11 protein-coding genes are annotated in these 14254 nt (G+C 36.4%); 2 read left to right on the top strand and 9 right to left on the bottom strand.

Going from position 1 to position 14254, the window contains the following annotated elements:
• Positions 1-697: 697 nt before the first annotated feature.
• Positions 698-3139, bottom strand: coding sequence for a glycerol-3-phosphate 1-O-acyltransferase PlsB (gene plsB, locus H4J59_RS18755; RefSeq protein ID WP_182241495.1), 2442 nt, complete (start codon positions 3137-3139; stop codon positions 698-700).
• Between the two features lie 216 nt (positions 3140-3355).
• Between plsB and H4J59_RS18750 the strand changes: the two genes are divergently transcribed.
• Positions 3356-3847, top strand: coding sequence for an NYN domain-containing protein (locus H4J59_RS18750; protein WP_182241494.1), 492 nt, complete (start codon positions 3356-3358; stop codon positions 3845-3847).
• Positions 3848-4036: 189 nt separating this feature from the next.
• Complete coding sequence (locus H4J59_RS18745; RefSeq protein WP_182241493.1) at positions 4037-4981, top strand: response regulator; 945 nt, start codon at positions 4037-4039, stop codon at positions 4979-4981.
• A gap of 293 nt (positions 4982-5274) precedes the next feature.
• Here H4J59_RS18745 and fic read toward each other — a convergent pair whose 3' ends face one another.
• From fic to H4J59_RS18705, 8 genes are all read right to left on the bottom strand, one after another.
• Positions 5275-6381 carry a protein adenylyltransferase Fic gene (gene fic / locus H4J59_RS18740; RefSeq protein WP_182241492.1) on the bottom strand — a complete coding sequence of 369 codons (1107 nt, stop codon included), beginning with the start codon at positions 6379-6381 and terminating at the stop codon, positions 5275-5277.
• A gap of 423 nt (positions 6382-6804) precedes the next feature.
• Positions 6805-7164 (bottom strand): hypothetical protein, encoded by a 360-nt coding sequence (locus H4J59_RS18735; protein ID WP_182241491.1) that lies wholly within the window; start codon positions 7162-7164, stop codon positions 6805-6807.
• 39 nt (positions 7165-7203) lie between these two features.
• Complete coding sequence (locus H4J59_RS18730) at positions 7204-8139, bottom strand: thymidylate synthase (RefSeq protein WP_182241490.1); 936 nt, start codon at positions 8137-8139, stop codon at positions 7204-7206.
• Complete coding sequence (locus tag H4J59_RS18725) at positions 8132-8491, bottom strand: MazG nucleotide pyrophosphohydrolase domain-containing protein (protein WP_182241489.1); 360 nt, start codon at positions 8489-8491, stop codon at positions 8132-8134. Before H4J59_RS18725 ends, H4J59_RS18730 begins: the two co-directional genes overlap by 8 nt.
• The gene (locus H4J59_RS18720) at positions 8484-9362 is read right to left on the bottom strand and encodes a hypothetical protein (RefSeq protein ID WP_182241488.1); all 879 of its coding nucleotides are present in this window, start codon (positions 9360-9362) and stop codon (positions 8484-8486) included. Before H4J59_RS18720 ends, H4J59_RS18725 begins: the two co-directional genes overlap by 8 nt.
• Positions 9363-9366: 4 nt before the next feature.
• A complete protein-coding gene (gene tmk / locus H4J59_RS18715; protein ID WP_182241487.1) occupies positions 9367-10023 on the bottom strand; it encodes a dTMP kinase in 657 nt (218 codons plus the stop codon).
• A gap of 13 nt (positions 10024-10036) precedes the next feature.
• Positions 10037-10831: a metallophosphoesterase gene (locus H4J59_RS18710; RefSeq protein WP_182241486.1), complete on the bottom strand. Its 795-nt coding sequence runs from the start codon at positions 10829-10831 to the stop codon at positions 10037-10039.
• Positions 10832-10957: 126 nt separating this feature from the next.
• Positions 10958-14221, bottom strand: a complete 3264-nt coding sequence (locus tag H4J59_RS18705) for a type I restriction endonuclease subunit R (protein WP_182241485.1) — start codon at positions 14219-14221, stop codon at positions 10958-10960.
• Between the last annotated feature and the right edge of the window lie 33 nt (positions 14222-14254).

Raw genomic sequence — 14254 nt, 5'->3', positions numbered from 1 at the left:
ATAGCTTCATTTTGATCGGCTATAATCACTAAACAATTAGCTGTTCAAAATAAACATATGACAGTTCTGCACAAAAAATCAACTGCAGGAGAAAATTTATCCTGGCTACATTAGCCAAAATGAAGCTAAGGTCGATATTAATAGCCAACCTTATCTCAGTAAGGCAAAGGTAATAGCGAGAAAGTTCAATATAAACTTTTCCTTGCTCAGTGCAAAAAGCCCAATAAATGATTACAAGCAAGGGCTAAAACTCAATCAGCTTAATGCTAATAGCCCGCTTATATAAAGTAGCAACAGCTAATGGTAGATGGTAGATGGCCAGCTTTGGCTACTAGGGTGAAAAATAATCAAGAAAGGTGTTTAAATAAAACTAAGCAGGCTAACAATCCATGCCAGAGTGAAATAGTCGCTTTAGGTGCTTATGTTCCGCGCATGGAAAATCCACAGCCAAAAAAAGCAGACACAAGATGCTTCTTCACAGTCAAGGCCCTTAAAACGATTACAAGCGACAGCACACCGCCTATTAGGATATGCCATCAACTAGAGCATCGGTTGTATTAGCGTCTTTAACCGTTAGCCTAAAACAGCAACAGCAGCGCCACTGTCACCTTTCCCGATTAATGATGCCTATCAGCTTGCTGTTAACACAACGAACGGTCGTAAAAAGCAATACAGCCGCTCGTACTAGCAAATAGTACTAGCGGACGATACTTTGTAGCACCTCGATATCAACTAAATTACTCACTGAGCTTTTTAACAAGCCTAGCGTACTGCTATCAACTAACTTATCGTCGTTATCTAACACGATATAGCCTTGATTTTTCATCGCGGTAATTAATGTTGCTTGCGCTTTTTTATCAATAAATTCAGGCGCATTGATATTGTTTAATACTGATAAACGTTGAGCAATAGCCACCACTTTTTCATTTAACTCAAGCTTTTTAATGGGTGCTAATTGACTAAGGAGTGAGGTAATAATGGCAACGCGTTGCATAGTTTCATTAACACATTCTGCTATTAAACGTATTTTAGCCCGAGTTTCATCGCCACGGCTTAATGACCAAGCACCGGCTTTGCTTTGTTTTGCAATGCCCTCTTGTGCCAGAAACTGACAAACAGCTTCAACTTGTTGCGCAACGTCATCGGCTGATTGCCATAAAAATAAATCTGTTTTTAATAATTCTATTAAACGCTGAACTTGGTCAAGTAAACTGTCTTGACTAATTTTTGTGTTGCGCTCTAGTAAACGACAAACCAGTGATGGCAATATAAAGGTGTGCAAAATATTGTTGCGATAGTAACGTAGCTCCAAGATTGCACTGTCAGTTAAAGAAATAATTTCACCAAAGCTGTCTTGGTTTACCGTCACTTTATTGAGCAAAATTACGTGCTCTAACAATGCTGCACCGCTGTCATCTGGTATGGTTAATTCAACATGGTATGGCGCAAAACGTTGCATGGCCATGAAAAAATCAAGTTGGCTGATTAACTCAGCTTTAGATAAGGCTTTATTTTCTGTTGCATGTAAAATCAGTGATACTAAAGCAACCCCATTTAACGCCGCGCATTTATTGATTGAAGTCATAACTTGCTGTGCTAACAAGTTAACACTGGGGTTTAGCCATTTAGGTTTTTGTGGGTCAATGGGGTCAATGGCTTGTTTCCAATCAGGTACCTGATTATTTAGAAACTGATTCACATTAATCGGCTCACCAAAGTTAACGTAACCTTTACCATAGTTACGCAAATTTCGTATCGCTTTAATCACGCCAAATATCGACTCACCCTTCTTTTGGCTACCACTCAATTCTTTATGATAAGTGCCCACTTCCATCACGTGTTCATAACCAAGATAAACCGGCACTAAGGTTAATGGTCGGTCAATACCACGTAGCATACTTTGAATGGTCATGGCGAGCATACCGGTTTTTGGTGACAGTAATCGACCTGTTCGGCTACGTCCACCTTCAGAATAATATTTAACCGGATAGCCGCGTTCAAAAAGTAAACCTAAATATTCACGAAAAATAGTGGAATAAAGACGATTACCCTTAAAGCTACGACGAATAAAAAAAGCGCCGGCTTTTCTAAAAATAGGCCCCGCTGGCCAAAAATTTAAATTAATGCCAGCAGCGATGCGTGGCGTGACTAAGCCTTGTTGAAAAATCACATAAGTAAGTAGCAAATAATCCATATGGCTGCGATGACAGGGTACGTAGATAATTTCATGCCCTTCTTGCGCTAAATTGCGCAAGCGCTCAGCTTTATTAACCTCGATACCGCTATAAAGGCGATTCCATAACCAACCCAGCATGCGCTCGCCAAAACGTACCGTCACATCGCGATAATCACCAGCAATTTCATCCATTATTGCTAATGCTTGCTTTTTAGCTTGTGCTTCAGTGATATTTTTATTTTTTGCTTCTTCACTGATCACGCGTTTTATCGCGGGATTGACGATTAAGTTAGCGAACATTTGTTGACGATGCATCAGTCTGGGCCCTGTGGCCGCAATAATTTGTCGATGAAAATGAAAACGTGCAATACGCATTAATTTTCGCGCACTGACTTCATCACTACCGTGCTTATCGGCCATATGGCGAAATGAAATAGCGGCACTAAAGCGCACCAAGGTATGGCGGCCTAAAAATAAAACAATGAAAAATTTGCGTAACCAGTTGGGAGATTCTTGATCGGCTAACAGTGCACCTACATTAGTATTGTTTTTTTCTTTTGTCGGAGTACGTCCCCAAATTACATTGGCTGGAATAAGTAACGCGTCTAGTTTTTCATTATTAGCATGAGCATTAAGCAATTCAAACCCTTGCGCTATTGCCGTAGTTTTTGTTGATGTGCGCCAATAAAATAATGCTGTAGGTTTTTCCAAAAACAGCACACGTGACAAGATTTGACCATCAACATGCACTGGTTCTAATGGGTCAGGCAGATTGGCTTTTTTACAAGCGGTACGTAACGATAAAACATCGCTGGCCGATTGATGACGTAGTACATAAAATACCGGTTGCTCAGTGGTTAATTGACCTAGATTAATTATTTCATCGGCAACCACTTTGCAATGCACGAATAACTTTATCGGTAAACGTAGTAATAAATAAAATAATTTACGAATGGCTAACATCTTGTTTACTCAACTTTATTTGATCATTTATTATAACACTTAGCTTAAAAGTTATCTCTTATACTAAAACTAAGACTAAATTTTGGCTTGCGATGCTCGTTCTTAGCAGCTAACAATTAACTGCTAAAAGTGCTCAAACCAAGTACCATAATGAAATATAACGAATTTATTGAAATGAAGTCAAAATATAGCTTCATTTAGCAAAGAGGATTTTTTATGCAAAATAGCGATCAATTACCGAAAATTGCCATATTTGTTGATGTACAAAATATTTATTACACCACACGAGATACCTTTCAACAGCAATTTAATTATCGCGCGTTTTGGCAAGAAATTAGCCAACAAGGTGATATTGTCTTGGCAAATGCTTATGCGATACAACGCAGTGACGACCAACAGCATAAATTTCAAAAAGCCTTAAAACATATCGGCTTTGATGTAAAACTCAAACCTTTTATTCAGCGTCGCGACGGCTCTGCAAAAGGTGATTGGGATGTCGGCATCGCCATTGATGTTATGGAGGCAGCAGCCGAAGTGGATATCGTTATATTACTTTCAGGTGATGGTGATTTTGATTTGTTGCTGAAAAAAGTCATGTTACGCGACGGCATAAAAACTCATGTTTATGGCGTCAAGGCACTAACCGCACAGTCATTAATTAATGCGGCGAGCGAATTTTTCCCTATTGATCGCAAGCTATTGTTGTAGTTAATGTTATGGGTAGCCAACTTGGCAATATTAAGTGTATGCTAAGAGAGCAATTACATAGAGTGCAAATAAATATTCTTCAATGCCGCGTAAGCTAAGTTTTAACTTTAGCTAAATTCTCAATTCAGGGTTGAGCTGAGAATGACACTGGCCGGTCGATTTAAAAATAATAATACAAAAGGAACAAGTATGTCAGTAGAAGCATTACATAAAGTGATTTTATACCCCTTTATCAACGAGTCACTTGCCAGTTTAAAAGCGATGACAAATCTTATTGGCGAGGCTGGTGAGGCTTTTGTCGACAGCGTCGATGATTTTCGTTTTAAAGGTTACGCGGTATGTTCTGAGGTCACTGGTAGCTTAGACGGGGTTATCATGATGCACCATTATCCAGAAACGGCTATCGCGATAGGTAACTCAGTTTGTGAGCATATGTTTGAAGAAAAATATCAATATACTGAAATTAATGAAGAGTTAAGTCATGCCTTAGCCGAATGGGGTAATACTATTGTTGGCCGCTCAACCGATTTACACGGCCGTTACAGCTTAGATTATAAGTTTTCTAGTCCGTACTTTGTTCACAACGTAAATGACATGGAAAAATACCTAGCAGGTGTCACCGAGGTTATCACCGTGCCGATCACTATCGAAGGTGTTGGCCGTTATTATTTTAATCTTTTGATCCGCAATGTTGAATATCAAACTATAGGTATTAAACGAGAAGCCAGTACCGGTATTAGTAATCCTCACACCCAAACATTACCGCTAGACAGTAAAATACTTTTAGTTGATGACAGTGGCATGATCCGTAAAGCACTAAGACGTTATTTATTACAGCTTGGGTATAACAATATTATTGAAGCTGAAGATGGTTCGGTTGCCGTTACTATGGTGCGGGATCACAAGCCTGACTTTCTATTTCTAGATGTTGTTATGCCGCAAATGAATGGTGACCTAGCATTAGAAAAAATAAGAGCTGATGGCAGTAACGTTCCTGTGGTTATGTTATCTTCAATAACAGACCAAGTGTTGATTAAACGTTGTGAAAGCGAAGGTATCTCTGGCTTTATTTTTAAACCGATCAACGCTGATAATGGTGCAGAAATTATTAAGCAATACTTAAAAATAGCTTAACTAGCGCCCGTTGATAATAATGTCCGCTGGTTTATCAACAACGTTTTGAACGTCATAGGTTACAAATGCCATGACTCATTCACGGTTACTTTTTTGATTGTAAGCTAATACTGTTAATAGAAAAAGAACGCTACTTTACGCTTGTAGTGTCTTTTTCTAGCATCACGAAAATAACATTAAGATGAGAATGGCAAATTACCACGAAGCAAGTCCGCTATTAACGAACAAAAAGTGGCTAGGTTATTCGGTGTTTAATTCATTGAATTTGTCTTCATTAGAGCTTAAGTGCTGCATTAAGCGTAAGGCAGAAAATCATTGTTATTTTGGGCCATTAAGCGCATTAACTTAGGATGAAAAAAGAGCTTTTCTTTACCTGATTGCATTTCTTCAAGTACACCAATATCAGACAGTTGCTTTAAATAAACAGAGGCTGTTTGTCGTTTTGCAATATCTCGTTCAACTAAATTATTAATACGGCAATAAGGTTGTTCAAAAATAATTTGCACTAATTCATAACTATAAATTTTAGGTAACTTGACTTGAATATACTGACTAGTTGCTTCCATTAAGGTCCGAATAGCGGCTATTTTTTTTGTTGTCCACCGCGCCGTTTCAGTGACACCATTAAGAATAAAAACAATCCATTCTTCCCAATTAGCAGTTGAGGTTACACTTGTTAATAGCCGGTAATAGTCCGCTTTATGCTGAACGATATAGCGACTTAAATATAAAATTGGCAAGGTTAAAAGTTCTTGCTCTAATAAATACAGGATATTGATTATACGACCTGTTCTGCCATTGCCATCGTGAAATGGGTGAATAGCTTCAAACTGATAATGGCTAACGGCCATTTTTATTAATGGGTCTATATCATCTTCAGCATGTAGAAAGTTTTCCCAATTAGTTAGTAAATCTCTTATAGCTGCTTCACCTATGGGTGGGGTATAAACTATTTCTTGAGTATCTTGATTACTAATTACCGTGCCAGGCACTTTTCGAATATCCATACCTGTACCTTTTAAGGTACTGCATACATCTACTGTAGTATTTGCACAAAGCGGTCGTTTAGCTAATTGAAGATAACCTTCGTACAATGCCGCTCTGTATCGTAGCGCTTCTTTGGTTGCCGGATCTGCTAAGCTGTCTTCCTGAGAAAACTGAAATAACTTATCGGTAGTGGTAACAATATTTTCTATTTCCGAACTGTCTTTTGCTTCTAATAAGGGTAGAAGGTTTATTAATAATGCTTGATTCGGTAATAACTCGCCAGCTTTTTTTAGCTCAGCAAGTGCTGCACGGGCTGGAATACAAGCCTTGAGAATACGGATAGATTCCATATTATCTATAGCGGGTGGTAATAACGGCGTATGATTAAAAGGAGTTTCAGCTTGCCATAACATGTTTATATATTCTCAATATTTCGACATGAAAAAAGTATATGTTAATTGGATCGACACGTAAAGATCTTATGTCGAATAAATCACCATATATCGTCACGTTAAATTTTCATGTCGATGAAATCGACATAGTGAGTGTTTTACCTATTTTTTTTATTAGGCTCACTAACTACAACCTACATGAGCAAATAAGAACAATCAGGCATAAAAAAACCTCGAATAACGAGGTTTTAATTACTGCGCAGTTGCAACTACAGGTACATCAAAATTCTATTCTATATTCTGGATCTGCTTATGTGTTTTAAGTATTATTTTGTTAAACTTCAATTGACTATATGGTTACTTGTGGCTACTTTTATTTTTTGCCCACCTATTTGCCCACCACTAGGAATACGTCATCGATAATATTTATTCCGAACGAGTTTACTAAACCAACAAGTTTAATAGTTCAGATTCATGAGAACCAAGATCTTTAATAGAATTTAAATTAAGGCCTAGCTCTATACAGATGTTTTCTTTCTTTTCATTATAAGTGTCACGAAAAGCACTATATGTATATTCAAATATGTAGGTATAAGCGAGGCTGAGTAATGTCTTCTCTAACATTTTTTTATCGTCTATATCAGTAAGTATATGAAGTGACTCTTCATTGGAATCATCAATGTATTCTCTAATTTTTGATATAGATGAAAGGTGAGCTATCACTAATTCATTTACATCATGAGCCATCAACTCTTTTTCTTGATTGAAGAGTTGTTTTAATTGAGTTTGAAGTTCTGTTTTCATAACCTTTCCTAATTACCTAGTAATTTAATTACTTATGTATTAATTGAACCAGAGGACAGAGCTGTATTCAACAATGTTACTTGGTGATTTAGCTTTATGTTTGCCATCGCTATCTTGTTCTTTAGCGGACTCGTATTCTAAAAATAAATTCTTTAGTGAGGAGCTTTTCATTTTAGCGATATTAAAATTTAATATTGCTCTAATATTATCAAAAAAATCAACCTCGAACTGACCTTTATTATTAGAGAATTCACTAGTTTTACTTTTGATTTCCTCAAAGCTATTTATTAAAACAATCTCTTTTACTTTTTCTAAATTACTTAAATATAAATGTAATGAGTCAGAAAAGTGCCGCTGAATGCCTACATTTATATTTATATTTCGTGCTATGTGTTTTTGTAAAAGATTAAACACAAAAACATTGTAAGGAATTCCTAAAAATAAGTCATTCGATCTGTTTAAAACAGTCATATCAAGCATGTTATCTCGTATTTTAAAGAACACGCTGGTATTGCAAGGAATGTCTTTTGAGCTATTATTTAATAAGTCATTAGGGCTATATAGAGTTAACACTGCTCGCCTACTTTCGGGGTCTTCCTTTAACAAATGGATTATTGCATTTATTTGGTTTATGCCAAAATAACTCATTGCACGATAGCCATACGCACCATTTAATGTTTCTCCGTCATCAGAGAACTTGTCATAATTTTTAATGAATGTTTGCAAAGGTTTTAAATCATTACTACCACTAATTATCCAGGCGGCCTCCATTATTGCAAAGAATGGGTTAAACCTTCTTCCTTTTAGAATTGTTATAGGTATATCTTTGGCACAAAACTCAAAAAAACTAGGCCCTAGATCATATACTTTGCCAACTCTAGAATTAGTACTTTCTATGTGCTCATCTTTAATGATCTCTTTTAATGCATTTAGATAATTTGAATTGAAATCTGCATATTTTGAAAAATCATTCATCGTTAAGTACAATTTTAGAGAATCGTGATTTATTTTTTTCTAATTTTTTTAAAAAAACAGATTCTAAATTTACATCAAACTGATTTGATATCTTTATCAAGTATATGAAAACATCCACTAACTCTTCATCAAGGTCATATTTAACTTCAGAAAGTTCAAAGTCACCCCGAGTGACTTTTTTTAATATATTACAAAACTCACCCAATTCACCAAGTACGCAAACAGCTAAATGCTCTAATTCATTTAAATTATTCTCATCAATTTTAGTATAAAAAGGGTTACCCGCTACTTCATGAGTAAGATCAAAGTTCTTCTGTAATGATTTGATTTTATCTAATGTTAGGTTACTCACATAAAGCTCCTGATAGGGAATTTATCGAACTTGTAAAGAGTTCAGATAACTCATCTATGGTTGAATTATCTGATTGCTTCTCTCTAGCTAGCTTTAATTCCTCTCCTTTTGCTAAGCAATCTTGAATTAAAAGTTTAACTATGTGTATGCTAGCTTCTAGTCTCTTGGGAGGATCACAATTTATAATCTCTTTAATAAGGTTGATTGACTCAAGTTCAATGACAGTTCCCACTTTTGATTTTTCATCCAAGAATTTCTTTAAATTAGGATGTTTTTCTCTTAACAATAATGCTAACTGTGGGCTATTTAATCGATCAAGATTAGGTCTCACTAAAGGTTCAATCTTAGCGTTACAATAGGCGTAAAATGCAAAAATCCCTAACCTAACATCAGTTATTGTAGTTATGCTATTCTGTATCTCTGCTAACCTCAACCTTATTTCTTCTAAATTAATTCGGAGAAATTTCGCGACTTCTAATGCTCTAAAGTAGACTGTTGCATGTAAAGTATTATCTATAATTTTTGTTTGAAAAATCAAAAAAGAAGGAATAGCGGCGTCGCCAGAACCGATAATATCGGACTTGTTAATTAGTGAATATAAAGCTCTATTACTCGCAGGTTTTTTAGTCAACTCTTCGATAATATGCCACATTCCATCGCCGATATATTCACCATGATTTATGTATAAACTCTCAGGGCACTTAGGCTCTATCCACTTTTTTGCCTCTGCATTTACATCTTGCAAGGAATGTTCTTTGATATCATTAATGCTAATCGTAAACTCTTCGAAGAGGTTGTGCGCAGGTGCGTCTTTAGTGACCTTTCCGACGAATAAGTCAGCTATGTCTTCTAAGCTTTGAATTGGCGTCATTAGTTTATTTTCTTATTTCACTTAAGAGGTTTTCAGAACGCTCTTTTATTAATTGGTGAATATCTGAAATGGGCAAAGCAGCATCGACTATTAATAATTCTCCATCGTAATTATTAAAAATTTCATCATAATTATTTTTTACTTTGGTAAGTTTTTCAATATTCTCATACTCATCTTTAAAAGCTCGATTAGACATTCTTTTTATTGATTCATCAACTTTGTTATCAAAGTACACTACTAAATCAGGTTTTGGGAATCTTGAGTTTAAACCTTTAACCATTTCTGTGTCTGTGTCTGAATTACAATGATATGCTAATGATGAAAAGTAGTACCTTGTGCTAATTATTATCGCACCTTTCGACTTGAGGGGGATAACGCCATCAACCTCATTGAATAAATGGTCATGCCTATCTGCGGCGAATAAGTAAGCCATTTGTTCATCAAATAAATCACCATCTTGATAAAATGGGTTTTGACCTTTAGATAACTTAGTTCTTCCTTTAAATGCCTGCCTTATTAAAGTCCCAATAGGCCCATCAGAAGGTTCGGTTGTAGTGAAACTAACTTCATTTTTCTGTAAAAAATGTTGATGTAACAAGTTTAATTGAGTTGATGTTCCTGAACCATCAATACCCTCAAAAACAATAAATATTCCTTTCATAAATATCTCAAATTTAGTTTTTTATTAAAGTGATTTTACTTGGTTTAGCATCCAAAGAAAAATAATACGGTGTGATTTTTGCTACGTTATCGTTTATTTTTATATGATTGATTCCGTTTTGTAAGGAATCTTCAATAAAACCGAATGATCTTGCCGAGTGAATAGTAAACTGACTACTTCCGAAAAACATTTCCTGATGACAATGTTGGTGGCCATGCAAAATGAGGTTTATTTTTGCTAGATCCAAATGATATAAAGTAGGATAAGCATTTCTGATTGTAGATGTATCTTCCTTTTGCTGGCCAAGGAGGTTGTGGTGTACTGCAACCAACTTAAATTTTTCCGAGTATGTTTTATCTTCAATGTGCTGGAAACATTCCTCATCAATATATCCATATTGATGATTAGCATGAAACGAGCTATTTAACAGAATAAATTCAACACCATCAAGCTCATGAATAATAGTGTTTCTTTTGCTGAAGCAGAGGGCATTGTCACGGCGTATTCCATATATAAATGAATCATATTTTTTAAATGGCTCTATCGATGCTTCTATATCATGATTACCAGGGCAACATAAAAACCTTTCTTTTTTAATAAGCCCATCTGATATAAGTTGCTTGAAGAAATCACCTGCTTCTGCATAACCCTCATCTCTATTTTGAAATGTAATGTCACCTGTAACTAACACTATTGGGTTTTCAAATTGGCGAAGAAACTCACACATCCCAGCGTAAAGTTTCTTTATCTCAAATGGAAATTTATCTTGTCCAAAATGTAAATCAGATAGATGAATGATATCTGTCATGTTTCTCTTAGTTCCTAAATGTATTTAACAAAATGAAAGGTAATACAATTTTAAATACCTCTCTTTGAATTTATGTGTTGAATCACCCAAGCTGAGTCTTTTGAGGGGTTAGACCTACCAACAGGATCATTTTTCTGCCAGTTTCAACAAATCAAACACTAACCTTGAAAACCCATTAGCTTTATCTGGATTAGATAATAATTGCATCATTTGGTTTTCATGCGCTTCGCCGCTATCCATAATTGCGTCCATTAAGGCTTTAGGGAAGTCTCCTAGCATTGCTTGCTCAGGCGTATTGTTATCTATCTGCTTCATTACCAGCGTATTTTCTTTCATCTTATCTTTAATGGTATATAGGTAATTAACCATATCCTGATCGGTCAGCATATCAGTGATAAATAATTCGTTTAGCTTCGAGATGATTTGAGAAAGAAACTCTTCTTTAGGATCTTTAGCTTTGGCTGTACCCATTGCATCACCTGGTACTAATTCATAATCAGGAGAATCTTGTTTTAATTGAATATCTTGCTGGCGTATTTTTGATAAACGATAATGGCTCATCACTACATTACTGAGGTCGATATCATTTTCTTCTGTCGTTATTTCACGCAACATAGGACGAAGATTGCGGGCATATAACGAAAGTTTCTCTAGTTCTTTATCGTCGTAATCTACAATCTGAGACATAAACTCATAGAAGCGTACGAATGTACCTAAATCCTTTTTAAATACCTCTAAAGCGTCCTTTTTCTGCTTACACTTTTTCAAACAGTTCTCCGCATTAGCCATTAATACGGCATCACCCGTTTTTTTGGTGCGCTCGAACATCTCCTTTTCTTGTGTGTAGGCATCAATGGCAAATTTATAACCCTTTTGCCAACGCTCAACGGCAGGTTTACAAATATTAGCGATAGCCGCGTTACTTTTACTTTTAACAAAAAATGCATTGCAGAATTGTTCTACTTCTTGCCATAGGAAAATACCTGACGCACGTAGCTTATCTCGCAAATCAAAAATAAGATCAGGGTCTGATACGTCAGCTAACTCAGCTGTTTGGAAGTAGGGCTGAAACGAAGTTAGAATATCTTCAGATTCATTGAAAAAATCCAGTACATAAGTGCCTGTTTCAGCTTTACCAGGGAATGTACGGTTTAAACGGGAGAGTGTTTGTACACATTCAACACCGCCAAGTTTTTTATCAACGTACATAGCGCAGAGTTTTGGTTGATCAAAACCCGTTTGAAATTTATTCGCAACTATCATCACCTGATAATCATCACTATCAAAAGCCTTCCGCAAATCACGGCCCTTGAGGTTGTCATTCATATTCTTTTCGGTGAACTTAAAATCAACTAATGCTTCACATCCTGGGTCTTTATCAGAAAACTCAACTTCCCCTGAGACTGCGACCATCGCATGTATTTTTTGATAACCTTTTTCTACAATATATTTATCAAAGCCTTGTTTATATCGAACGGCTTCTTTGCGTGAACTAGTGACAACCATAGCTTTGGCTTGGCCACCGAGTAGCCCCATCACGTTATCTTTAAAGTGTTCAACAATAACCTGTACTTTTTGGCTAATGTTATAGTCATGCAAGCGCACCCACTGATTCAGTTTAACTTTAGCTTTTTTACTCTCAACCTCTTGGTCACTACCTTCCATTTTCATTGCAAGGTTATAAGCAACTTTATAGTTGGTGTAGTTTTTCAATACATCGAGGATAAAGCCTTCTTCAATGGCTTGGCGCATACTATATACATGATACGCTTCAGGCTTATTCTGCTTAGACGGAGCTTCATCAGGCTTAGGTAAACGCCCAAACAATTCAAGTGTTTTGGTTTTAGGTGTTGCGGTAAACGCTAAGTAACTTAGGTTAGTAGAAGTGCGACGTGAAGCCACTGTAGCATCTAAAATATCTTCAGTAGTAAGTTCTTCATCAGCATCTTTGCCATGTAAAGAACCGTCAATCATTAATACTTCTTTCAGCTGCCGAGCTGTACTACCCGTTTGTGAACTATGAGCTTCATCGGCAATAACCACAAAATTTCGTTCTTTTAAACTAACGCTATCCTCAATAGCTTTTAACACAAAAGGAAAAGTTTGAATGGTAACGATAATAATCGGCTGTGAGCATTCTAAAGCGCCAGCAAGTTTCTCTGATTTAGAGCCGTTCCCTTCATCGCGGTTTATTCTACCTACCATGCCTTCTACAGAAGTAAATTGAGAGATTGTTTCTTGTAGCTGATCATCAAGTACCGTTCTATCAGTCACAACAATGACAGAGTCAAATAACTTATTACCCTCAGCAGTATGAATGGCAGATAATTGGTGTGCAGACCAAGCAATAGAATTTGATTTACCTGAACCAGCACTATGTTGTATTAAATACTTCTGGCCAGGGCCCTCAGTGCGAGCAGCATCAACTAATTTACTAACAACATCCCACTGATGATAACGAGGGAAAATTAAAGTCTCTTTTTTGTATTTACGGCCTTCCCAATCTTCTTTTTCTTCTATTTGTAAATGAACAAAGCGAGCCAAAATATTTAATAGATTATTAGGCTGTAATACTTCATTCCATAAATAATCAGTGGCGTATTGATTAATATTTTCAGGTACATCATTACCAGCACCACCTTCACTCGTGCCTTTGTTAAAAGGTAAGAAATAAGTATCATCACCTTCCAGGCGTGTAGCCATATAAACTTCATATTGGCTTACAGCAAAATGTACTAAAGCACCACGTTTAAAAGTTAATAACGGTTCAGGCTTCTTGGTGGCAGGGTCTATAGCAAAACGTGTAGTTTTATATTGATTAATCGCGTTTTGAACGGCTTGTTTAAACTCTGACTTAAGCTCAAGCGTCACTATGGGTAAGCCATTAACAAATAGCACTAAATCTATGCGCCACTTTTTAGCTCTAACACCGTTTTCAGCTTCATGCTCATCAGTTGCCCAAGGGGAGTAAACTAGTTCAGGTACTACACGTAATCGGTTCTTTTGGTAACGCGCTAAAGTATCGGGATTTAAATCATGTTCAGGTTTGAACTGGCATAGACTGAAACGAGTGCCGCGATCACGTATTTCGTGCCGCAAAACGCCTAAGGTACCAAAAGTACGCATGTCTTTATTAGCCGCATTAGGGTCTGCTTTATTTAGCTGGGAGGCTACACGCTCTAAAAATTTTTGCTCTGAGTTGCTAGGGTAAAGCACACAGAACTTTTGCCATTGAGTATCCTGGGTATCTTTTACAAAACCCAATATATCCTCTTCATACAAGGCTAATTCACGATTGTAGTTTTCAGGCTTACCTAGTAGCCAGCCATTAGATACTAGCTGGCGTATCATATCTTTTTGAAAAACCACTTCTTGTGTTTTATTACTCATGTTTATCCCTACGTCCTTGAGCTTATTACGATT

Source organism: Colwellia sp. MB02u-10 (assembly GCF_014077185.1).
In the GTDB taxonomy this organism is placed as follows: Bacteria; Pseudomonadota; Gammaproteobacteria; order Enterobacterales; family Alteromonadaceae; genus Cognaticolwellia.
Note: the sequence above shows the minus strand (reverse complement) of the source record. Positions and strands in the feature narration are given on the sequence as shown.